Source organism: Paenibacillus graminis (assembly GCF_000758705.1).
In the GTDB taxonomy this organism is placed as follows: domain Bacteria; phylum Bacillota; class Bacilli; order Paenibacillales; family Paenibacillaceae; genus Paenibacillus_AQ; species Paenibacillus_AQ graminis.
The window spans coordinates 3,690,920-3,714,908 of sequence record NZ_CP009287.1 but is presented as its reverse complement, the minus strand read 5'-3'; the positions used below and the strand labels follow the sequence as shown (position 1 = coordinate 3,714,908).

At 46.1% G+C, this 23,989-nt stretch carries 19 protein-coding genes; 12 read left to right on the top strand and 7 right to left on the bottom strand.

The genetic code is table 11. From position 1 onward, the window contains the following. Nucleotides 1–59 precede the first annotated feature (59 nt). The 3 genes from PGRAT_RS15500 to PGRAT_RS15490 all read left to right on the top strand — a co-directional run bounded on the left by PGRAT_RS15500 (nucleotide 60) and on the right by PGRAT_RS15490 (nucleotide 5,852). Nucleotides 60–1,592, top strand: a complete 1,533-nt coding sequence (locus tag PGRAT_RS15500; protein WP_025704645.1) for an ABC transporter substrate-binding protein — start codon at nucleotides 60–62, stop codon at nucleotides 1,590–1,592. 12 nt (nucleotides 1,593–1,604) lie between these two features. Further along, the gene (locus PGRAT_RS15495; protein ID WP_025704646.1) at nucleotides 1,605–4,256 is read left to right on the top strand and encodes an endo-beta-N-acetylglucosaminidase; all 2,652 of its coding nucleotides are present in this window, start codon (nucleotides 1,605–1,607) and stop codon (nucleotides 4,254–4,256) included. Between the two features lie 345 nt (nucleotides 4,257–4,601). Then, complete coding sequence (locus PGRAT_RS15490) at nucleotides 4,602–5,852, top strand: MFS transporter (protein WP_025704647.1); 1,251 nt, start codon at nucleotides 4,602–4,604, stop codon at nucleotides 5,850–5,852. A gap of 120 nt (nucleotides 5,853–5,972) precedes the next feature. Here PGRAT_RS15490 and PGRAT_RS15485 read toward each other — a convergent pair whose 3' ends face one another. From PGRAT_RS15485 to PGRAT_RS15475, 3 genes are all read right to left on the bottom strand, one after another. Then, a complete protein-coding gene (locus tag PGRAT_RS15485) occupies nucleotides 5,973–8,030 on the bottom strand; it encodes a serine hydrolase domain-containing protein (protein ID WP_025704648.1) in 2,058 nt (685 codons plus the stop codon). Nucleotides 8,031–8,156: 126 nt separating this feature from the next. Continuing rightward, nucleotides 8,157–9,455 (bottom strand): ATP-binding protein, encoded by a 1,299-nt coding sequence (locus PGRAT_RS15480; RefSeq protein WP_025704649.1) that lies wholly within the window; start codon nucleotides 9,453–9,455, stop codon nucleotides 8,157–8,159. After that, the gene (locus PGRAT_RS15475) at nucleotides 9,445–10,197 is read right to left on the bottom strand and encodes a LytR/AlgR family response regulator transcription factor (protein ID WP_025704650.1); all 753 of its coding nucleotides are present in this window, start codon (nucleotides 10,195–10,197) and stop codon (nucleotides 9,445–9,447) included. Before PGRAT_RS15475 ends, PGRAT_RS15480 begins: the two co-directional genes overlap by 11 nt. Nucleotides 10,198–10,426: 229 nt before the next feature. Here PGRAT_RS15475 and PGRAT_RS15470 point away from each other — a divergent pair, with 229 nt between their 5' ends. Then, nucleotides 10,427–11,503 (top strand): hypothetical protein, encoded by a 1,077-nt coding sequence (locus PGRAT_RS15470; RefSeq protein ID WP_025704651.1) that lies wholly within the window; start codon nucleotides 10,427–10,429, stop codon nucleotides 11,501–11,503. 283 nt (nucleotides 11,504–11,786) lie between these two features. Further along, on the top strand, nucleotides 11,787–12,185 hold the full coding sequence (locus tag PGRAT_RS32430) for a YmaF family protein (protein ID WP_081758688.1): 399 nt from the start codon (nucleotides 11,787–11,789) through the stop codon (nucleotides 12,183–12,185). Between the two features lie 151 nt (nucleotides 12,186–12,336). On the opposite strand, the gene PGRAT_RS15460 is transcribed toward PGRAT_RS32430, so the two are convergent. Then, nucleotides 12,337–12,888 carry a TetR/AcrR family transcriptional regulator gene (locus tag PGRAT_RS15460; RefSeq protein WP_025704653.1) on the bottom strand — a complete coding sequence of 184 codons (552 nt, stop codon included), beginning with the start codon at nucleotides 12,886–12,888 and terminating at the stop codon, nucleotides 12,337–12,339. A 159-nt stretch (nucleotides 12,889–13,047) separates the two neighbouring features. On the opposite strand from PGRAT_RS15460, the gene PGRAT_RS15455 reads away from it, so the two are divergent. After that, complete coding sequence (locus tag PGRAT_RS15455; RefSeq protein WP_025704654.1) at nucleotides 13,048–14,097, top strand: NAD(P)-dependent alcohol dehydrogenase; 1,050 nt, start codon at nucleotides 13,048–13,050, stop codon at nucleotides 14,095–14,097. Between the two features lie 114 nt (nucleotides 14,098–14,211). Here PGRAT_RS15455 and PGRAT_RS15450 read toward each other — a convergent pair whose 3' ends face one another. Further along, entirely contained in the window at nucleotides 14,212–15,177 is a 966-nt protein-coding gene (locus PGRAT_RS15450; RefSeq protein ID WP_025704655.1) for a helix-turn-helix transcriptional regulator, read from the bottom strand. A gap of 109 nt (nucleotides 15,178–15,286) precedes the next feature. Here PGRAT_RS15450 and PGRAT_RS15445 point away from each other — a divergent pair, with 109 nt between their 5' ends. The 6 genes from PGRAT_RS15445 (at nucleotide 15,287) to PGRAT_RS15420 (ending at nucleotide 22,479) form a co-directional block, all read left to right on the top strand. Then, nucleotides 15,287–15,766 carry a GyrI-like domain-containing protein gene (locus PGRAT_RS15445; protein ID WP_025704656.1) on the top strand — a complete coding sequence of 160 codons (480 nt, stop codon included), beginning with the start codon at nucleotides 15,287–15,289 and terminating at the stop codon, nucleotides 15,764–15,766. A 17-nt stretch (nucleotides 15,767–15,783) separates the two neighbouring features. After that, entirely contained in the window at nucleotides 15,784–16,248 is a 465-nt protein-coding gene (locus tag PGRAT_RS15440) for a DUF8821 family protein (protein ID WP_025704657.1), read from the top strand. A gap of 321 nt (nucleotides 16,249–16,569) precedes the next feature. Beyond that, a complete protein-coding gene (gene ppsA, locus PGRAT_RS15435) occupies nucleotides 16,570–19,191 on the top strand; it encodes a phosphoenolpyruvate synthase (protein WP_025704658.1) in 2,622 nt (873 codons plus the stop codon). A 117-nt stretch (nucleotides 19,192–19,308) separates the two neighbouring features. After that, nucleotides 19,309–20,004, top strand: coding sequence for an AIR synthase related protein (locus PGRAT_RS15430; RefSeq protein WP_052415717.1), 696 nt, complete (start codon nucleotides 19,309–19,311; stop codon nucleotides 20,002–20,004). Between the two features lie 231 nt (nucleotides 20,005–20,235). Continuing rightward, nucleotides 20,236–20,916, top strand: coding sequence for a MarR family transcriptional regulator (locus PGRAT_RS15425; protein WP_025706722.1), 681 nt, complete (start codon nucleotides 20,236–20,238; stop codon nucleotides 20,914–20,916). A 210-nt stretch (nucleotides 20,917–21,126) separates the two neighbouring features. Continuing rightward, a complete protein-coding gene (locus tag PGRAT_RS15420; RefSeq protein WP_025706723.1) occupies nucleotides 21,127–22,479 on the top strand; it encodes an MATE family efflux transporter in 1,353 nt (450 codons plus the stop codon). A 69-nt stretch (nucleotides 22,480–22,548) separates the two neighbouring features. Here PGRAT_RS15420 and PGRAT_RS15415 read toward each other — a convergent pair whose 3' ends face one another. Both PGRAT_RS15415 and PGRAT_RS15410 read right to left on the bottom strand, forming a co-directional pair. Beyond that, on the bottom strand, nucleotides 22,549–23,310 hold the full coding sequence (locus tag PGRAT_RS15415) for an ANT(4')-I family aminoglycoside nucleotidyltransferase (RefSeq protein ID WP_051424753.1): 762 nt from the start codon (nucleotides 23,308–23,310) through the stop codon (nucleotides 22,549–22,551). A gap of 39 nt (nucleotides 23,311–23,349) precedes the next feature. Beyond that, nucleotides 23,350–23,943 (bottom strand): TetR/AcrR family transcriptional regulator, encoded by a 594-nt coding sequence (locus PGRAT_RS15410; protein WP_025706726.1) that lies wholly within the window; start codon nucleotides 23,941–23,943, stop codon nucleotides 23,350–23,352. Between the last annotated feature and the right edge of the window lie 46 nt (nucleotides 23,944–23,989).

Sequence of the window (23,989 nt, the reverse complement as noted above, 5' to 3'; positions counted from 1 at the left end):
TTGCAGCTGCCCGATCCAGAGCAGTAACAATAGATATTTATATGATTAGGGGGAGACCTATGATGTCCAAGAAAAATGTATTGCTGATGGTTGTGTTTTTGTTTGCACTCGCTTCCACATTGACCGGCTGTGGCAGCAGCAACACGGATCAGAACAGTAATGGGAATACGCCGTCCGGGACCCAATCAGCCAACTCGGCGGAAACCGGCGGCCAGACAGGGGATAAGCTGGACCCCGTGAAGCTGAAGGTATATCTGATCGGTGGTCCACAGCGTGACCTGCCAACGGTTCAAGAGGAAATGAATAAATATTTGACGGACAAAATCAACGCAACCGTCGACATCACAATGATTGACTGGGGGGACTACTCGAAACGGCTGCCGGTTATCACGGCTTCCGGGGAGAATTACGATATCGCGTTTACCTCATCCTGGGCTTTTGACTATCTGCCTAACGCGACCAGGGGTGCATTCTTGCCAATCAATGATTTGCTGGAAAAATACGGTCAGGATATCAAAAAGGAGCTCGATCCGCGCTTCCTGACCGGATCGCAGGTGAATGGCAAAAATTATGCCGTGCCGGTGAACAAGGAATTGGCTTCGCAGTGGGTATGGCGTTTCAACAAACAGTATGTCGACAAGTATAAAATGGATATTTCAAAAATCCGCACCCTAGAGGATCTCGAACCTTATTTGAAACAAATCAAGGAAGGCGAGCCGGCTGATATCACACCACTGGCTGTTCCAAAAGGCTTCAAGCCTTATATTCCGTTTGATTTTCTCCTGGGCGATGAGTTCCCGGTTGGCATGAACATGAATTCAACGGATGGCAAATACGTTAATATCCTTGAATCCGGCGAACTGAAAAGCTCGCTCAAAACCATTCGTAAATACTATCAGGCCGGTTATTTGCGCAAAGATGTTGCAACGCTGGAAGGCATTGATAACATCAAGACAGGCAAATGGTTCGCTGACCGCGAGCAAACGCAGCCTTATGCAGAATTGGGCTGGTCGAGAAGTGCGGGCTATGACATTGTGACCTCACCGATGCAGGATCCGGTTATCTTCACAGGCTCCGCTACCGGCTCCATGCACGCCATCTCGGCGAATTCCAAAAATCCAGAGCGTGCGATGATGTTCTTGAACCTGCTCAATACGGACAAATATTTACGTAATCTGATCAACTACGGTATCGAAGGCACGCATTACAAGAAGATCTCTGAAGACGTCATTGAAGATCTGCCGGCCATGAAAGACGGGTATCAGATGCCGGGATTCGCATTAGGCAATCTTTTTCTGACCTACAGCCACAAGGAAGACCCTGCGGATAAATGGGAGGCGTTCAAGGAGTTCAACAATTCCGCCAAGGTTGCTCCAAGCTTCGGCTTCAACTTCAACCCTGATCCAGTGAAGACAGAAGTGGCGTCTATCTCGGCGATCGTAAAAGAATTCTATCCGCCTATCATGACAGGTGCGGTCGACCCGGATGAACACCTGCCGAAGGCAATCTCCAAGATGAAGGCTGCCGGGCTGGATAAAGTCATAACAGAAGCACAGAAGCAATACGACGAGTGGAAAGCAGCCAATAAATAAGAGGAGGATGGCATGAAAAAGATAGGTGCAGGTTTGATCTTCTTAGTTGTGATGTGCGCAGCATTATCCACCTCAGCGTTTGCAAAACAGCCTTATTCATCCTATTGGTTTCCAGAGCAGTTACTCCAGTGGAGTCCGGCATCCGACCCGGATGCGGCATTCAACCGGAGTACTGTCCCGCTGCAGGACCGCTTTGTGGGAGCGGGGGTCAACTCGCATGCGACTAAAGCGCCGAAGGTCATGGCTTTAGCGGCACTCAATTCGGGAACAAGTGGAGTACCCTCGCAGGGCTCAGACAAATTCGGGGCAAACACGTTCACCTATTGGCAGTATGTTGACAGACTGGTCTATTGGGGCGGCTCGGCCGGCGAAGGAATCATCGTGCCTCCAAGCGCTGATACGATCGACGCGGCTCATAAAAATGGCGTGCCGATCCTCGGAACCGTGTTCTTCCCGCCGACGGTGTATGGCGGGACATATGAATGGGTGAAGCAGATGCTTCGGCAGAACAGCGACGGCTCCTTTCCTGCCGCTGACAAGCTGATCCAGGTAGCGGAGCATTACGGATTTGACGGGTGGTTCATTAATCAGGAGACTGAGGGTGGAACGCCGGCTGACGCACAGCAAATGAAAGCTTTCCTGAGTTATCTTAAATCGCACAAGTCTACATCTATGGACATCGTATGGTACGATTCCATGACCAAAGAAGGCAATATCAGTTGGCAGAATGCACTAAATGACAAAAATGCGATGTTCCTGCAGGACAATGGGAAGCAAGTAACAGACAGCATGTTCCTGAACTTCTGGTGGAAGGATCTTAAAAGCTCGGCGGAGAAGGCCAAAGGCTTGGGCAGAAGTCCGTATGACCTGTATGCAGGCATTGATGTTGAAGCCAAGGGTTACGATACAAAGGTGAACTGGAATCTGCTGTTTCCGGAAGGAGAGCCTGCAGTCACTTCTCTGGGTATTTACCGGCCGGACTGGGCTTTTAACAGCGCAGAGAGTATGGAGGATTTCTTTATCCGCGAGAACAAATTCTGGGTGGGTCCAAACGGAAATCCGGGCAATACCGCTGGCGGCCAGGCCTGGAAAGGAATCGCAAACGATGTGGTCGAAGCATCCCCGGTAAATGAGCTGCCCTTCATCACTAACTTCAACACTGGCAGCGGGCAGAAATATTATGTTCGGGGAAAGCAGGTGCGGGATAAGGGATGGAACAACCGGAGCCTGCAGGATATCCTGCCGACATGGCGCTGGATCGCAGACAGCACAGGAACACCGCTTACACCGGTGCTCGATTGGTCTGATGCGTATTACGGCGGCAGTTCGCTGAAGATATCAGGCGTGCTGAGCCATGACAATGCAACACATCTGAAGCTCTACAGGACAGAACTGAAGATCGAAGCAAGCACGAAGCTGTCGGTTACGTACAAAACGCAGAGCAAGCCGAGCCTGAAGGTTGGCCTTGCTTTCGCAGACCATCCCGACCAATTTGTCTTCCTTAACGTGAAGGATAAGACATCATCAGGCTGGACTACAGAAACATTGAATTTGACCCCTTACAAAGGGAAGCAGATCGTAGCGTTGTCACTGTATTTTGACACCAGGGATACGATAAATGATTATGCCATACAAATTGGCCAGCTCTCCATCCACAATGCCAACGACCCGATTAAACCGCTCCCGGCAGTTCGCGAGCTTAAAGCTGCTAACTCCGATTTCCGCAATGGAATTTATGGAGATGCCAGATTGCAGTGGAAACCGCTTGATCAGCAGGTGAAGCAGTACGAAATCTATCGTGTACTGCCGGATGGCAATGAGGTGCTAATGGGTGCAACATCAAATCATGTGTTTTACGTCCCTGAGATGAGAAGAATAGATAAAGAAGCGGTAACGGTATTAAAGGTCGCTGCGGTCAATGGAATTTACGGGCAAGGTCAGGCCTCCAGTGTGAAGATCAGCTGGCCGGCTTATCCGAAGCCGACTGCAGAGTTCAAGGCCGATCGGACGCTGGTGGCTCCAGGCGAGAGTGTAACCTTCACAGACCAGTCGACCGAAGTGACAGAAGGATGGTCTTGGACGTTCGAAAACGGAAGCCCGGCTGTCAGCACCGCGAAGAACCCGGTTGTAACGTTCAATCAGGAAGGCGTGTACAGCGTGACACTGACTGCAGCCAACAGCTCGGGACAAGACACAATGACGAAAAAGGCGCTCATCACAGTAAGCAAGGAAGCGGGTGCGCTGAAGAATCTGGCACTTGGCACAACTGCAACAGCGGATCAGAGATGCGGAGAAAAAGAAGGAGCACCTAATGCTGTAGACGGTAAAGTGACGGACAACAGCAAATGGTGTGCGCTTGGCAATCTGCCGCATTGGCTTCAAGTCGATCTGGGCGCCGAGCATCACATCAGCACCTTTGTCATCAAACATGCGGAGAGCGGGGGAGAGTGGCAAGGGTTTAATACCAGTGATTATACCATTCAGGTAAGCAGCGACGGTACGAATTGGGTAGATGTCGTCAAGGTCCAAGGAAACACCGCAGCCGAGACGGCTGACGCGATTGCCCTAGTTAAAGCCCGCTATGTTAAATTAATAATTACCAAGCCCTCGCAGGGTGCCGATACAGCCGCACGAATCTATGAGTTTGAAGTCAAGGGACTGTAATAGTACTCTAAAAATATCATCATTAAAATGAAGCAAATACACCGTACGCCCTTCATAAGGTATACGGTTTATTTGCTTTTACTATTAGCCTACTTCATTCCGGAGAGAAGCGGCTTCAATAAAAGAAATCTTCCGGCCGACATTGGCCGGGCCCGTATTACCAGCGTTAGTGTCTTACCAGAGTAATTGCGTAACATAGCAAAAAATAAGAAATATTAAGTATTAAAGTATATTATAATGAACAAAAATGACTTAGATCAAATGAAAAGGTGAGACTGATGAAAGGAGAGTCAGACCATTTAATCCAAATGGGCATCTTTGCAGACAATTGGAGGTTGAATAAGATTGAATAGGCATGAAAAAAGCACCAATGCACCAAGCCTGCTCCGCAATCGGTTTCTGCAGACGATTCTATTATCTAGCGTACTGCTGCAGATCGGCATTTGGGTCCGTAATTTTGCTATTCTCCTGTATGTTGCGGATAGGACAAACAATGATCCCTACGCTATTTCGCTGATCAGCGTAGCAGAGTTCGCCCCTATTTTTGTTTTTTCGTTCATCGGAGGAACATTTGCCGACCGCTGGAGGCCGAAGCGGACGATGATCTGGTGCGATTTATTATCTGCGGTATCGGTATTCGCAGTGCTTCTGACTGTACATTACGGTTCCTGGCATTCCGTCTACCTTGTCGCCTTCATCTCGGCGATTCTCTCGCAATTCTCCCAGCCTTCAAGCATGCGATTGTTTAAATATCATGTGGCAGAGGAACAGCTGCAGCAAGGGATGGCTCTATTTCAATCGCTCATGGCCATCTTTATGGTGCTTGGCCCTATGCTCGGCACCTTCGTTTACAGTACATTTGGCCTTGAAACCTCAATTGCCATTATGGGCGTAGTCTTTCTGCTGTCAGCACTCGTTCTGATTCGCCTGCCAGAGGATAATTTGAAACCCAAAACGGACGCTGCAAAAGGGCAGTTCCGCAAAGAGTTCATTGAAGGCTTCCGCTATGTCTGGAACAGCAAAGTGCTGCGTATGCTCGGACTCGCCTTTATCCTCGCGGGGCTCGCTGTTGGGGTAGCCCAAGCTCTTAACCTGTTCATCGTCACGGAGCGGCTGGGCAAAAGCAAGGAGTTCCTGCAATATCTGCTGATGGTGAACGGCGCTGCCATGCTGATTGGGGGCGGAGTCGTAGCCGTATTCGCAAAACGGGTTCCTCCGCAGCTTCTTCTAGCGATAGGTATGCTGGCAGGGGCAGTCTGCACAGTCATTGTGGGATATTCGACAAGCGTTCCGCTGACGCTGACCGTTCAATTTCTGAATGGGTTGGTGTTCCCTTGCATTCATATCGGGATCAGCACAATGATTCTGAAATGGTCACATACCTCCATTGTCGGCCGGGTGAATGGGGTTCTGAATCCGATGTTCGTTGGCATGATGGTCGTTTCCATGTCTTTCGCCGGCGCGCTGAAGGATGCCTTTTCGCTGGGTACGATCTATAGCGGAGCAGGATTATTATTTTTTCTTGGCGCACTGGTCATGGTGCCGATCATGAACCAAAAAGCACCGGATCACGCATATGCTGCACAAGAGACATAATATCGCTATGTTTATAAGGTTTTATACTGAAGTGCCTGTGCTCGGTTCTTCCTTGCTGGGGATTTAACACACAAAGAGACCGCCTCCTGGGGGCGGTCTTTTTGTTGTTCCGAACCTCTATTACTTCATATTAATCTGGAAAACATCCCCTGCTGCTCCGCCGAAAACAATCATTCCGCCTTCCGGGAGGATCACGGATGATTTGTCTTTATTCACGATTGAGGAGTATACTAGCATTCCTTTACTATCGTAAACAATGACCCCTCCGCTTGCCGGAGCTTCAACGTGCATGGTTTTGGCAGCCGATTTGGCATCGATCTTGAACCATACGGCGTGACCGCTATCTCCAATGGTACAGACCGATGTACTTCCGCCGTAGATCGGATTTACGGCATCCTCACTAAGGTATGACTGCCCGTCGATCGTCAAATACTCTTTGTTGTCCTCGGTATGGAAGTTCAAATCGAAGGCATCCCTTCCGCTCATCACCGGGATTTCAGCGGCATTTACGGCGGTATGTTCATCAACAATTCTGGTGCCTGAAGCATAGCCATTCTCACTGTCCACAGCGATATTCCAGACTAGATTGTCAGGGGAGAGATAGAACAGTGAATTGATCTTTTCTCCCAATCGATAGTAATCTTTATTGCTTCTTTTCTCCCATGCAGCTTTCGTTGCCGGCTGAAGTGGATTGGCATCCAGCTTCTGATATTCATAGGTAACCATAACCGCTTGCCCGATTCCGGGAAAATTCACATACGCCTTCAACTTCAAATAGATCTTTCCATTCGCTGGTTTGTCAAAGCTTATTTCCGTTTTGCCGTCGTTGCTTTTGAATTGCCCATTGCCCGTATACACATAGGTCTGTGGAGGGATAATCCCACCTTCGAGGGCGGGGAGTTTTATCTCCCCATTCTTCATCTCCACCTTCACCGTTGTACCCACTGCGCCGTATAATCCGGAATACGCGAGCTGCTCCGCCGGCATATCGGCCTTGACGGAGGGTTCAAAGGTCCGATCCGGCAAAATCTTTTGGATCTTGCCTGTGTCCTGCAAATACTCCAATAGAACGTTAGAAGCAAAAACAGTGTTATACAGCGAGCTCCCGCCCGATGACAGGACAGCGATCGAAATATTATGCTCAGGCAATGTAGTCAAAGCAGCATGATACATTACGGTATCTCCGCCTTTGGATAATGCCTTGATGCCATAACCGTCAAACGGGGCCAAGCTGACGGCATCCCAGCCAAGACCATAGTTAAAGCTGTTTGTTTCCTCTGGTACCCAAATGCCTTTTCTATATTCTGCGCTTTGCATGGCGGCAGCCGATTGCTTAGATAAAATATTTGTCCGGTTTCCGCTCAATACATCTCCGAAAGCAGCCAGTTCTTCAGCAGAGGAGTAAATCCCGCCCGCACCAATGACGTTGGCATTCTCAGCGGGCAGCGCCTGTTCTAGCCCGGGGTAATAGGTTTTCGCCAGTTTCTCTCTGTCAAAAGTGCTGAGCGGCGTTTGGGTGGAGGTGAATTTCAGAGGCTGGTTGATCTTCTGATCCAGAAATTCGGTATAGCTTAAGCCGCTTACCCGTTCAACCAGGATCTCCAGCAGCTGGAATCCATCATTGCAATACACCGAATATTCACCCGGTTTGGACTTTAGGCGCTCCGATTGCAGCCTTAATAACAATTCATCACGGTTCCTGGTGTCATTATCATCGAACAATATGCTATTGGCATAATGACTGCCGTAAAGACCTGAGGAATGATTCATGAGCATGCGCGGCGTAATTTCCTTATATCTTTCATCCGCCATGCTGAAATCCTTGATATAGGTGACAAGCGGTTGATCGATATCAATTTTGCCCGCATCAGCCAGCATCATCGCTGCAGCCGTTACATACATTTTGCTGACCGAGCCGATGCCGAACATCGTATCCTTTGTAATTGGAGCGTGGGTGGCTTTATCGCGGACACCCGTGCTGTCAGATAATACAATCTCTCCCTTGTCCATAATGGCATACTGCAAGCTGGTCACCTTATAGTCGGACACGATCGTCGATGCCAGCTTGTGGGCCTTCTCCAATACGGTATCCTTATGGTTTTGTGCTGAAGCCGGGTTCATGGGTATGGGGATGGTTATAAGCATGGCACTGAGCACTGCAGCAAATATTTTCTTCATTCTAAATTCCTCCTTAGCATCCTTAAGCGGATTTGATTGGCTGGTTATCAGCATACAAGAGAGGAGGCGGTCGGAAGGCAAATTACCCTGAAACGCCAAAAAACAATCCCTAAACAACAGCTTGCGCTAGGGATTGTTCGTCCAAAAGGGGATCATGACCATATTATTGAAGGTTTTTTGCTTCGTTTCAATCGTCATATGTCCGCCGTATTTATCGCATATTCTGGAGATATTCATGAGTCCGATACCATGGTTCTCCGGGTTGGGCTTTTGGCTGCGCAGAAGGGCGGTATCCTGTTCCATATAATTGACAATGTGTATGAACAGGGAAGTGTCATTGGAAAATATAGTAATTACCACGTACCGGTCCGCTGCAATTTTCACCTGTTTGGAGGCTTCGATCGCATTATCCAGCATATTTCCGAGTACGACACATAAGTCATAACGATCTAACGAAATCTCAGGAGAATACAAGTTCAGCTTCGTTTCAATGCGTATGCCGTTCGCCTGCCCGATATTAAGTGTGTTGGTAACCAGGGCATCTATCACTAAATTCCCTGTATTTACACGCTGGTAGGCGCCTTCAACCTTGTTTAACGTCGTCCGGATATGCTCCAGTGCCGCCGCCGGCTCATTTCGCTTGATGCACTCTTCGATATAGAGCAACTGCTGGTTCGTGTCGTGGATGATTCTTTTGACCGATTTGAAGCTGTGCACCGTTTTTTCGTAATTTGCATCCTGATAGTCCATTTGCTGCTCCAGCCTGGCATTTTCATGCTTGAACTGAAATTTATCAATAATCGTATCAAAAATATAAATAATCATCACGTTAATAAAAAGAAACCCAATCGCGGAAATAAAATAATGGATGTTCATCTCATTATAATACGTGAGTACATTAAGCTGGTAGATGCTGATGATAGGGACAAGTATTAATAATATATAGTAACGATAATGCAGGGAGAAGCTTCTGCGTTTGGCGATCAGCCGGATAATCTGGATAACGGCAAACATAATCGTGAAGCTGAGCAGGGTTGCCTTGATTAACAGGAACTGGTTCTGTTCATCTAGAGAATCAAGACTGCCACGTTCAACTATATCCAGCATATATAAACAATTGACCGAAATCATATTAACGATAGACATTAACACCACATACAGTACGGTGAAAATAATCTTTGTTTTGATTTCCACGTTATAGGCTAATCCCAAACAGAAAATGACCACCAAAGCCAGGCAGGAAGAGATCACAAAAGAACCCGGAATGGATAAATAAATGTAACCAAGTACTCCAAATACCATAAAGTACATCCACTTCTTACGCTTTTGGGCAGATTTGCCGAACACCGAGTTAAAGAAATATATGATCTGAAGGCCCATGACAACCTCAATACACAGCACAATCAACCCATTGTTAGCGATCATAGCCGTGTACCTTCATAATCATAAATTTGGTGTAATAATCTTTAACCTCCTTCAATTTAGAGCGGCCAATCGGGAATTCCATCCCACCCGTCATAAGCACAACACCGCTGGCGAACTTCCGCACATGGAGCAGATTGATAATCACCGAACGGTGGATTTGCAGAAAATGATTGTCTTTGAGCGCCAGTGCATATTCGGCAAGAATGCCTTTGCTTTCATAGACTTGGCTTAAGGTAATAAAGTTCAGCTTGCTTTTTATCGTTAAGCTTTTGGCAGCTTCGATGGCAATGATCTCATCATACTTCAGCATAACCTCTTCATAGGCCGACTTGATAATCATAAACTTTTTGTCAAGGGCTTGAAAGTATTGGCACAGCTTAATGATCTTCTCCTCAAAGATCTGAGGGGCAATGGGTTTGATTAAATACTGGAAAGTCATTACGTCAAAGCTTTCCACCATATATTCCGGGTAGTTAGTCAGGAAAATAATTTGTTCATCCAGATGTTTTAACCCTCTTATCCGCCGGGCCGTCTGAATTCCGTTAATACCCGCCATTTCAACATCCAATATTAAAATGTGAAAGGGGGGATCATTACGCTCATAATGAGCGGCAAGCTGCTCGCCCGATTTGAATTCCTCCATTTCAAAATTGAGATTTGCCTTGATAGACAAAGCAATTAACATGCTTTTAACAAACTCCCTCTGTTTATCCTCATCATCGCAAATAGCCACTCGATACATAGGGTGTAACACCTCTCATTTCAAACGCCAATATTCTAGAAGGATTCATAACCATCATACAAGCTTTTCGGCTGGAATAAATCGTTTTTGGATGAAATGCACATTTAAATCCCTTAACTGCATTAAGCGTATAGGAGGAAATTATGGGTCTCCCGTCGAAATCTCTAATGAACTGTTCCGGTATTCAGCCGGATGTTCTACATACAATGGGGGAAGGATTAGAACAACTATGAAAAAAATTGCAATGTCGCTCATCGCGGTGCTGCTCATAATCGGACTGGGTTATCCTCCGGGCACCGGATATGCAGCGGCAGCCAATGCACCGTCTTATAAGGAAATTTCAACGTTTGTCGACGGCAAGCTCATTATCTCGCCTTCCAAATCAATGCTCGTCAACGGTTCTTCTTATGTGCCGGTGAAGCTTGTGAATCAGATTCCGGGCTTTACCATTGCCTCTGCCACTTCGGGTGTAACCATTACGGGGTCCAAAGGAAGCGGCAAGCTGAACAAAGACAACTCCGTCCTGTACAACAACTCCAACTATGTAGCCTTTACAACACTGCTTAAGCTAGGAGCCATTGATGGCAAATATGCCTCAAGTGCCGATTCGCTGTTCATCTGGGGTACAGAGGAAGGACAGACAAAGAGCAACAGCATGCTGTTCGCGATCAGTAAGCTGCCCGGAACGATGGGCCTGGCCGTCGGCAAAAAGGTCTACATGTACGGACATCCAGGAAGCCATTGGGTGACGGACGTCCAGTATACCGATAATTCCAGCCTGATCTTAACCATGCAGAACGAAGCAGGAACAATATGGACACTGGATTTGGACAGCTATGAGAACCATACCCTGTATTCTCCGGAAATACTCCAGGCACTGAAGGAGGTCTATAACGGCCTTCCTGCATGGGCCAGTAACTCGGATATAGCGGATAGCCCTTTTAAGAATATGGAGAAAGTTACGGTCAAAGACTTCCGGTCCAATCCCAATAACGGAAATTTAGAGATCATTATTCGCCGGGCGAATGGCCAGGAGATCAATATGACAATAGCCCCGAGCGCCAACCCTGCTAAATACGTTAATGGACTTTTCTATTTCAAAAATCCGCGCGTTGTCTTTTCCATCAATGATAAAATATGGTCGGCGATCCGGGAAGAGCGGGTGATTGTCGGCATGAAGCCGGAGGAGGTCCTCCTTTCCTGGGGAGAGCCTGACAGCATTAACGATGATTTAGGTTATGTCGTTTACGGCAACGTATATTTGTACATCCGCAACAACAGGGTCCAGTACATTTATAAGATTTAGTGACTCCCAATCAGCATGAAGAACGCTTAATGATGGAATGAGAAAGACTGCTGCAGATTGTCCGGCAGTCTTTTTGTGATTAAATATTTAGTGTAGAGGATGATTCGTATTAATAGTATTCATACCTGATATCTGTAAACTCTGCATGGATCTGGGCGATAGTACGCACAGACACGAATAGCCTTATTCCACAATTTAATGATATTTTCGTACGAAACATAATTGAACATTTAGATCACCTCTTTCATAGCATATAGCAGTTGATAAAGTGAGGTGGCTACTGATGGAAATACCAATAACAGGTTTTGTTATGCATTCCCATGGTCCCGATTTCGAACATTCGCACAAACTTTTTATTAATTCTTGGGATGGAAGACCCGTTAATTTTCATGTTCATCCATTTAAAGGAAATACCTCGGTTGATGATGGGCATTACCACCACTACGCTGGAGTAACAGAACCAGCCCCAAGCGGTGTTCCGCATGTTCATAATTATTATGCAGAAACATCCTTTAACGATCAACATACGCACTTAATTAGGGGAACTACAGGACCAGCAATACCCTTGACAGGCGGTGGTCATTACCATCACTTTGAAGGATATACAACAATAAACGGTAGAGTTCCACACGCCCATCGGTACAGTGGAAATACTGGAGATGAGAAAGAGTACCGACAGTAATCAATTTGACAAACTCTTCCTCCCCAGAAGACATCGAACAATATAAATTTCAATGGCGGGCTGCTACGGGCCCGTCTTTTCTTGTTGGTGAAGAAACCGAATGGTTCGAAGCGGTCAAGGATGAATGGTTTGAACTGTAGAGAGAGGAGGATTATAAACTTCTCTCAAGCAGGACGCCTACTTGTTTGGCCATTACCTCCGGCGGATAGGGCATCCCATTTATGATCCACCATTCAATTACGCCTGCATATGCGGTTCCGGCAAACTGCAGAATCACATCATCCTTTAGATTATTATTTTTGCCGCTCTCCCTATCAATCTCGCATTGAAAGCCTGCGATACAGTGAGCAAGAAGCCGGGTTCTAAAATAGGAGGGACCAGCCCCTTTACTGGTTAACATGGTGGAAAAAAACAAATGGTTTTGCTTGAAATATTCAAAGTAAGGAATAAAAGCATCCATCCATTCTTCATCACATGCCCATTTATCCATCTCTGCTATTTCATTAATGTGTGACTCAATGAGCTTGTCTAATAAATCATATTTGTCCTGATAATGCAGATAAATCGTACCCCGGTTCAGATTAGCCCGGTCTGCGATGTCCTGAATAGTGATATTATCGAAATCCTTTTCACCCATTAGCTCTATAACCGCATTCTTCAAAGCTTCCTGGGTTTTTTGAATTCTCCGGTCCAGCTTTGCCATCATTATTTCCTCCCATAATCAACAATTTCAAAGGATCTGTTGATATATCAACAGATCGGTAATTTTTAACTATTGAACGCAGACTTCTCCCCTCTATAATAATAGATGAGAGTTGATTAAACAAATTATGTTGTTTATATAATTACAGGAGGTACTGCAATGATAACTGTTAATGCACGGGCTACTTTTAGTCCAGAAGGTCCGTTCAAGCTGACCACCATTGAGCGGAGAGAGCTTCAACCTCATGATGTCCTCATTGAGATTAGGTACGCCGGGATTTGCCACTCTGACATTCATACAGCCCGCGGCGAGTGGGGACCGGTAAAATATCCGCTGGTTCCAGGACACGAGATTGCCGGAATTGTCTCTCAGATTGGCTCTGAAGTTACAAAGTATGTGGTTGGCGACCGTGTAGGGGTAGGCTGTATGGTTGACTCCTGCGGAGAATGTGCTAATTGCCATAAGGGCGAAGAACAGTATTGTCTTCATGGAATGACAGGTACTTATGCTGCCATAGACAGATATGGCCAATATACGCAAGGAGGTTATTCCACGCATATCGTTGTAACCGAAGATTTCGTGGTTCGCATTCCAGACGGCATTGAGCTGGATGCCGCAGCTCCGCTGCTCTGTGCCGGCATCACGACATACTCGCCGCTCCGCCATTGGGAAGCCGGTCCAGGTAAGAAAATAGCTGTTGTTGGACTTGGCGGGCTTGGACACATGGCCCTGAAGCTTGCTCATGCAATGGGGGCTGAGGTTACTGTTCTATCACAGACATTGAAGAAAAAAGAAGAGGCCCTGGAGCTCGGGGCAGATTATTATTATGCTTCTAGCGACCCGGAAACGTTTAAGCAGCTGGCCGGCTCGTTTGACCTTATTATCAATACAGTGAGCGCAAAAATTGATATCAATGCTTACCTGTCATTGCTGTCGTTGGATGGTACGCTGGTCAACGTTGGAGCGCCGGCAGAACCATTGCCGGTCAACGCAATGTCACTTATCGGCCACCGCCGGTCGTTTGCCGGATCGATGATTGGCGGGATTCGTGAAACGCAGGAAATGCTTGATTTCTGTGCTGAACACCGTATTGCTCCGGAAATTGAGATTATTCATGCTAATCAGATTGATGAAGCTTGGGAGCGGGTATTAGCTTCAGATGTCCGGTACCGGTTTGTGATCGACATCAGCACGATGGGGAAGGAATAAGTTGAGCATAGCAAGTAAATCAAGAAGCACGCCTACATTGGCGTGCTTCTTTTTGCTTAAAAGTGATTATAAATGCTCTCCTCGTACTTGAGAAAATAGGGTATAAAGGGCCCTTTATAAAGGGCAGTATAAGCGTATTCTCTCTTGTAAACCTTCTAAGACTTCTTCCGGCATTTGCCTAACCTTGATATCCCCACCCAGGAACAGCAGCCAATTTGTGATTTCGGCCGCTTCTTTGGGCTTATTAACATTGATAAAAGTCTTTAGAATGGCTGTGGTCTGGTAAGGATTCGTATAGGAAATTGAAATATTTAAGGGATGGTATTTTTTGAATTGGGCAATCGCATCAGGACCAAGCTCAAGGATAAGATTAATCTCCTCTTCCTGCTTGCTTAGTTTTTCCAGTATCTTTTTCTTGCTTAATCTTTTTTTCGCCGGGTGGGGTATGACATTGGTGAGATGGTCGACTGGATAAATCTGCTTCTTTTCTTCCTGTAAGTCAAAGCCTTCAATCAGCCAAAGGCTTTTCTCACGGTAAAGGTGCAAGAGATAAATGGGATAAGACTTAATCACCTTCTTTTCTTCGACGGTAATTAATAAATAGCTGTCCACAAGAAGGATTTGAATCAGTTGTTCTAACATGGGATGGGGGAGGTCTGAAAGATCAAGCAGGTCGGGATTGCTCGGATTGGTCCCTTCAAAAAGCAAAATTTGATTTAAATGAAACAGGTCATCCTGCTGATTTTCGGAGATGAGGCCCAGTAATTTTTCAGCCAAAGACTGGCGGCTTTTTAAATAGGGGAGCTGTTGATTTCTTGTTGCCATAAAAGCGATAAAAAGAGCTTTGACCTCATTATCGGTAAACCGGACAACCGGAAGGACAGAGTTGCGCATGACAGAATACCCGCCATCCCTTCCAACTTCAGCGACAAGCGGCATCCCCAAGGCTTCAATTTCCCGGATATCCCTAATAGCCGTTGAACGGGAGATGTTGAACTCCCGCATGATTTCAGAAATGGTAAAATGGGCACGATTGTTAATATACCGCATGATGGTATTAATCCGTTCAACTTTTTTCATCGGGACTCCTAAACAGTATCATTTTTTGACATGATTCAAAGCTATCATATACTTATCAAGTGAAGAAGACAAATCATTTGATTAATCCACAAAAAGAGGAGTTTTAAAAATGGCAGAATATACTCTGGAGCATAAAGACAGCTTTATTGTTATAGGTTTAGGAACTGAGCTAAAGAGCGATTACACAGATTATGCCGGCATTAACAAGGAAAAGTCAGACTTTTGGCACGCTGTCAGCCAGGATGGAAGGCTTGATTATTTAAAAGGCATTGCCGCCAATGACTACATTTTTGCCGTAAACGAAGCGGTGAACAGCAAGATGATGTATTATGCCGGCGTTATGACCGAGGCAGCGGCACCGGAAGAAGCGAGAGTGATTCAATTTCCTAAAGGGGAATACCTGGTTGTTAAAGGAGAAGCGCAGACAGCCGATGAATTAAATAATAAGCTGGCCGGCGTTGCCTTTGGCCAAGCCTTGCCGGAAGCCAAGGATTTTGCCTATGTCGGGGGGCCGAACACATCGGTGGAAATGGGGCAGCGGGACGGCTTGGTTTTTGGGGAAATGTGGATTCCTGTTGTAAGGAAATAAAGAGAGGAGAGAAGAGAATGCCGAATATCGTTGATTTTAAAAATGTGTCTACGGTTGGTTTAGAATCTTCCCCCGTAGCCGAAGCGCTTGCCGGTTTACGGGCTAATGAAGCCCGTTACTTTATGAACAAATACAAGCATGAATTTAAAGTGGTACCCGCCAGCGAAAGCCAGGAGACCCTTGCCTATGTGCACCGGATTTTAAAAGAAGAACGTGATATTGAATTTTCGGCCAAACCTTTAGAAACTTCGCGTTTTCAAGTGGAAAATATCCAATTTGCCTACGTTTTTTATGAGGATGGCCTTGCGGTCAATGTCATGTATACGGTGGATGACTCTAAGAAGCGGGCTGTTGGTTTTAAGCTTTCTGAGGGGATGGAGGTCCCTAAGGAGTTAGAGACAAAGTTTAAGTTTGCCAGGCAGAAGTCCAAACTGGCCGGAACCATTCGGGGCTCGTTTTTTGTAATCAAAGGTCAATATTAAAGTAAGCAAATGTGCTTGAGCAAGGAGCCAGTGCCCTGCTTGGACTATAGAATTAGGGATGGGACAGTTCCATCCCTATTTTTTATTTTTTTTGCTTCGAAACCGTAAAAGACTGACAGGGTAGCAGAAAACCAAAAAAACCTGAGTAAAATACTCAGGCTCTTACATATTGCATATATACAGGCACGATGATATAATCTATTTGCCACTTTTGAGGAGATTTGCGACATGAATATCTTATCTTACATTCTAAGTGTAACATGCCGGTGAAATCCTTGTCAACAGTTTTTTTCTCAATTTAATGGTTAGGGGAGATTATGAATGAGTGCTTTGGTTCTCGGTTTTCAGGAAGTGGAACATTCGCAGCTGTTGCTTGTTGGCGGAAAAGGATTGAACTTGGGGAAGTTATCCAAAATTGAAGGAATCCAAGTGCCAGAAGGTTTTTGTGTTACAACCGCAGGGTATCAGCAGGCCATCGGACAAAACGAAATGTATCACGCGTTGTTGAAGCAGCTCACCTTGTTAAAAGTAGAAGATTGGGATTCCATTCGTGAAGTCAGCAGAAAAATTCGCCAAATCATTATGGAAGCAGAAATGCCTTCCGATGTTGTCACAGCAGTAACTCACTATCTCTCCCAGCTTGGTGATGAGCATAGCTATGCAGTTCGTTCTAGTGCGACTGCTGAGGATCTGCCGCATGCCTCTTTTGCCGGCCAACAAGACACCTTTTTGAATATCATCGGCGCCGATGCAATCCTGCAGCATATCAGCAAATGCTGGGCTTCCCTGTTTACGGACCGCGCGGTAATTTATCGTATGCAAAATGGCTTTGACCACAGTCAAGTTTATTTATCCGTTATCGTGCAAAGGATGGTTTTCCCGCAGGCTTCGGGGATTTTGTTCACCGCTGATCCGATTACTTCCAACCGGAAGCTGCTGTCGATCGATGCCAGTTTTGGGCTCGGCGAGGCACTGGTTTCAGGCCTGGTCTCAGCCGATTGTTATAAGGTACAGGAAGAGAATATCGTCGATAAGAGGATTGCAACCAAAAAACTGGCTATTTATGGACTAAAAGAAGGCGGAACAGAGACCCGGCAGCTCGATCCCGGTCAGCAAACGGCTCAAACACTTACTGAACCCCAAATTTTACAGCTGGCAAGCATTGGAAGGCAAATCGAAGCTCATTTTGGCTGCCCGCAAGATATTGAATGGTGTTTGGCCGATGGTACTTTTTATATTGTCCAGAGCCGGCCCATCACTACTTTATATCCCATCCCTGAACAGAATGATCAAGAGAATCACGTTTATGTGTCTGTAGGTCACCAACAAATGATGACAGATCCCATGAAACCACTGGGCTTGTCTTTTTACCTGTTGCTAACTCCAGCACCCATGCGTAAAGCAGGCGGAAGGCTGTTTGTTGATGTTTCGCTTATGCTGGCTTCACCTTCGGGCAGGGAAACTTTAATAAATGTCCTGGGAAAAAACGATCCGCTCATTAAAGATGCCTTGACGACCGTCCTAGAGCGGGGGGATTTTATAAAACCGGCACCGGATGATAAGACAGAACAGGGTGACGGTAAAAGCAATCAAGGTCCGGCGCCTGCGAATTATGAAACACTTAACGATTATGATCCGGCAATCGTTTCTGATTTGATTCAGCGAAGTGAATCATCGATCGAAGAGTTAAAACATAAGATCCAAACGAAATCAGGAGTGGATCTGTTTGATTTTATCCAGGAAGATATCCAGGAATTCAGAACGAGGAAGAGCGTATCTGATCCACGAAGCTTTGGTGTGATTATGACAGCTATGAATGCTTCAGCATGGATCAATGAAAAAATGATGGAGTGGTTGGGTGAAAAAAACGCAGCAGATACGCTGTCTCAATCTGTACCTAACAATATCACTTCGGAAATGGGCTTGGCTCTAATGGATGTCGCAGATGTGATACGCCCTTACCCGGACGTCATTACGTATTTACAACATGTAGAAGATGATCGCTTTTTGGATGAATTGGTTAAGTTTGAGGGCGGACAGGAATCCCTAGACGCGATCACTGCTTATCTGGACAAATACGGAATGCGATGCACCGGAGAGATCGATATTACCAGAACCCGCTGGAGTGAAAAACCGATTACGCTTGTTCCCATGATTCTGGGTAACATCAGAAACTTTGAGCCTAATGCCGGAAAGCGGAAATTTGAGCAGGGGCGACAGGAAGCTTTGAATAAAGAACAAGAGTTATTAGAGCGGTTGAAGCGATTGCCGGATGGCGAACAAAAAGCCAAAGAGACAAAACGAATGATCGGCCTGGTCCGAAATCTGATTGGATATCGGGAATATCCAAAATATGCATATATTAATCGCTTCTTCGTTTATAAGCGGGCTTTACTGAAAGAAGCCGAACAACTAGTACAAGCGGGCGTTATTCATGAAAAAGAAGATATCTATTACCTCACGTTCGAAAAGCTTCACGAAGTCGTACGCACAAATAAACTGGATTACCAGATCATCACCCAACGAAAAGAAGAGTACAAATTATATGACAAACTAACTCCACCCCGGGTGCTTACATCTGATGGTGAAATCATTGCAGGTAAGTACAAGCGGGAAAATCTGCCGGCCGAAGCTATTGCAGGTCTGCCGGTGTCTTCCGGAGTTATTGAGGGACGGGCACGTGTCATCTTAAATATGGAAGATGCTGATCTGGAGGAAGGTGATATATTGGTCACTGCGTTTACTGACCCCAGCTGGACACCCTTGTTTGTATCCATTAAAGGCCTGGTCACCGAAGTTGGCGGACTGATGACCCATGGAGCCGTTATTGCACGTGAATATGGTTTGCCGGCAGTTGTTGGAGTAGAGAATGCAACCAGCCTGATACAAGACGGGCAACGAATTCGCGTGCATGGGACAGAAGGGTATATCGAAATATTGTAAGGGCTGAAACGTCAAACTTCAATGCGTACGAAGTTGTCAGGGGGATTGCAATAATTGAAACCGTCAATACAAAAAATTCGCGATTTAACTTTAGTGCGTAGGGCGGGAAGCCGCTTATTGGTCATAGGCTGTGACTCCAGTGCAAGTATCGGGAACAAGCCAATGGATGCTGTACAGGCTCCGCCGGATATAGTCGGTTATTATACAGCCAGAGTTGCGGTTATGGAAGTCTTGTCCATTGGAGCGGACATTCTTAGCGTAGTGGATACCCTGGCTGTGGAAAAGCATCCCACAGGGAACGAAATTATCCGCGGTGTACAAAGGCTGCTGGACGAAGCCGGACTCACGGAGGCTCATTTGAACGGCAGCACGGAGGACAATTTCAAATCATGCCAGACCGGCGTAGGGATTACCGTAATCGGGGAAACCGATGAGGAACGGCTGAAGCTGATGCGGTCGGTTGCCGGAGACTGTGTGGTTATGTTGGGGGAACCGCTGATAGGTAGCGCAGTATTGGAACAGGAGGCGAGACGGTGCAGTATCCGGCAGCTGCAGCCACTTGTAGCCTCGCCTGAGGTGCATGAGATTCATCCGGTCGGCTCTAAGGGGGCAGGGTATGAGGCAGGACTTCTGGCAGAGTTGAACGGCTGCAGTTTTCAGGCAGTTCCAGGGATCACAGAAAAACTGAATGCCTCAGGAGGTCCGTCGACGGCGGTAATTTTTTCTGCGGCAGAAGAAAAGCTTGAACACATCCAAGCCGAAATTGGCGGCGTTATGGAAATTATCGGTCGTTTATTTCCCCTCAGACGATAGAGAAAGTACAACTCATTGGTGTTGGAATACTAATGATGCCTTGCAGAGATGCAGGGCTTTTTTTGCTGCTTCGACTCCTTAAGTCGAAATATTCTAACGGCACCTGTAAAAAATTTCGACAAATACAACAGGTACCGTTATAATACGAATCAACAGGTACCGTTACAATATAATAAACAGGTACCGTTAAAAGAAATAAACAAACACAATTAAGGAGGCTTCAAAATAAACATGAATACTGAATTGTATGAAAAACTGGCGAAACTGCAATGGCTGTTACAGAGGCAACATTTGAAAACCCACGCCGCTGTTGGCCCTATGGCTGACACGTCACGCGGGCAAGGCAGGATATTGGCATTTCTCCGGATGAAAGACGGTATCAGTACAAAGGATTTATCCTATATGCTGGACATCCGTGTATCATCCCTTAATGAATTGCTTGCAAAATTGGAGAAAGCTGAATATATCACCCGTAAGCCATCAGAAACAGATAAGCGCATCATATTGATTTACCTCACGCAAAAAGGACAGGAGGAAGAGGGACAAGAGTTAGACAGAGGCGATATATTTTCCCGCCTGCTGCCCGAAGAGCAGGTTGCTTATGGGGAATACACAGACCGTATTATTATGACCTTGGAGGAAGAGCTTGGAACAGATGCAGAGCGGGACGTAACGGCTCTTTGGATGGAGGCCGCCAAGGAGCGTATGGGTACAGAGGAATTTGAAAGACTAATGTCCATGCGCGGACAAATGAGCAGAATGTGGGAAGAGCTGGGGGACGGGCGCTTTAACGGAAGGTTCCCCGGGTTTGGCAGAGAAGGTCACGGAAACGGAATGCACGGATTCGGCAGGCCTTCCAGAGACGGAGGTAATTCTTCACCCGATAAGTCACATGATCAGGATGATAAGTAAGTAGAGCTTTTTCATCAAGCAGGCGCTGCCTTTCCAAGAGAGAAGGATGAAGAGTAAGGCAGCGCAATAACAGCACACCCGCAAAGTGGTCCTACGCAGTTACGGGTTAGTTTGTGCTGCGCCGTTTGGTTCATATTCAACATATAGTTAGGGTTCTAAGTAATTTGAAAGCCGAATTAAACCAAAAATATAAGAAAATGGTGACCCCGCATGGATACAGAAAACCTCCATTACTTTGAAAAAGCACCGGTTGCAAAAGCTGTTGCTCACTTCGCACTGCCGATGATGCTAGGCACATCTATGAGTGTTATCTATTCTATCTTGAATGCCTTTTTCATTGGCACACTTAATAATACGGCCATGCTAACCGCACTCGCTCTAACCTTGCCGTTATTCGCGGTTATTATGGCGCTAGGCAACCTGATTGGTGTCGGCAGCAGTGCCTTCATCTCCCGGTTGCTGGGAGAGAAGAAATATGCAGATGTAAAGCATGTCTCTTCTTTTGCCTTCTACAGCAGTTTAGTTCTTGGTCTAATCGCAATGGCCCTCGGCCTCCCGCTTATCGATTCAATCGTTCATGGCTTGGGAGCAACGCCTGACTCCTTCGGGTTTACCAAGGACTATGTCACGATTATGCTTATTGGTTCACCTTTCGTTGGATTATTCTTCACGCTGGAGAATATCGTACGCTCGGAGGGTGCAGCCATTACATCGATGGTCGGTATGCTTCTAAGTGTGGTGGTGAACATTATTCTTGATGCACTAGTCATCTTCGTCTTTCATTGGGATGTGATTGGCGTTGCATCTGCTACAGTCATTTCCAACTTGGTTGCGAGTGCTTATTACGCCTACCATATAGGTTTTAAGAGCCGATTTTTAACAATCTCAATCAAACAGTTCAAGCCTACCAAGGACATTCTGGGCAATGTATTCAAAATCGGAGTTCCCGTCTTTGTGATGAGTATCTTCATGGGTGCAATGTCGCTCATCTTCAACCGTTATCTTGTCGAGTATGGGGAGCAGGCTATCGCAGGGTTCGGCATATCATCTCGCCTATTGCAATTCCCCGAGTTAATTCTGATGGGCTTAAGCGAGGGAGTCGTGCCGCTCATTGCTTTCTCTTTTACAGCAAATAGATTGCGCATGAAGCATACCATACAATTCACGATTAAAACGATTGTCGCGTTAGCAGTGATGTTCGGCGTTATCGTCTATCTGATTTCCGACCATTTAATCGGTTTGTTCACGAATGACCCGCAATTGATTGAGATGGGGAGCTACATATTACATGTGACATTCCTATCCTTGTTCATTACAGGAATGACCTCACTGTTTACGGGGATCTTTCAAGCCACAGCACAGGGAACCGCCGCATTTATTATGTCAATTATTCAAGGAATCACCCTGATCCCTGTGCTCTATATCGCAAATCAAATGAACGGTTTCCACGGGGTGGTCTGGTCGCTCGTCATTTCGGATGCCGTCGCGTTCCTTGTGGGTGCCTTCATGCTATATGCTCTGCGGACCAAATTGCAGCCGGATTTGGATCATTTAGTACAGTAGAAATCTATCACGAAAAACCAATTTCTCAATAATATTTAGAAATTGGTTTTATAATTTTGAGATTTTCAATCAAAAGGGTACACCGTTAGAATAATTAATAATATAACCATTCTTTTTCGACCAGTCCATCAAACCATTCCAAAAGTCTTCACATGCATCAAATATCCTTTTAGAGTCATAGAGGTGGCCCGACATCACGAGCTGGCATAGTTCATCGAACCCACAGGGCTTATCTGTGAATAGTAAGGCTTCCGGTAATACTTGAGCTGCTGTAGTAAAATAGCGTTTATGGTGTAAACCTAAAATCATCGCACCCCCAGTTGCTATTTTTATCGCCAATGCAGGCAAATATGTTGCAGGTCCTTGAATTTTTATATTTCTTAATTTACCGATGTATTCGTACATTTCCTCAACTAATGTTTTACAAACCGCTTCTTTAAAAATGGAGTTATCCACGGAACCTGCTTGTTGTCTCAGCTCTTCAAAAAATCCCATCGGGTCATAAACGGGGAGTATAGTGAAGAATTGTCCATGAGTAAGCGGCCAATCTTCTTCTATAGCAGTGGCTTCTTCTATAAAACTTTCCTTATTATCAAGGTTTACTTCTGCTTTCCAGTCACCTGATGTCCATTCATAGCTAAAACCATCTTCCAAAGAATGCAAAATACATTTAATTTCAATATCTGAAAATGGACCATCCGTTTCCCTGGCTAAAGAACCATAGATACCAATCGCTTCAACATCTGCACCGTATTTATCCAACAATTGCTTTGCGATTCCATTGGCAATATTCATTCTTTCTTCTCTTGTAACTTCTCTCGGACCAATCATATACATTCCTCCTTTTTTATAGAGGATCGGAAATGGAAATCACCGCTTTAACACAAGCGGCAAGTACACTTCGTCCACAATCTCAGCAATCGTCTGCTCAGACATGGGTCTATTATAAAGGATTAACTCATGGCGGGCCAAATCCGCAGGCAGAGTAAGCATCCTGGGCGTAACGGCTTCGGCCGGCACCTCACCCCGGTCTACGGCTCGTTGTAGCACTATTGTCATTGTCCTGTTATTACGTCCTTCGGGGAATATTAGGGATGCAAGCGGCATGGCCCCGATATCCGTTACGAGTCCATAGAAAGCCGTCATCATCACTTCGATATTGTTCTGATTCATCGATCTAAGCACGCCGCAAACATCATCCCGCAGATTCCCGTAATCGGGAACCTCCTCCAGCGGCAGGGGCACGCGTTCCCGGATTGCAGCGAGTACAATCTCAGCACGGTTGGCCCATCGCCGGTAAAGTACGGCTTTGCTTGTTCCCGACCGTTCCGCCACTCCATCCATCGTAAGATTAGAATATCCTCGTTCATTCAACTCTTCCCGTACCGCCTGTAGTATAGCCGCTTCCAGTTCTTTGCCTCTGCGTCTGGTTTTCAATTTATCTTGATCTTGTGAATGGGACATATTCTTCTCATACTCCTTAAAAAAATCGTTGCGTTTCATTTAGCGA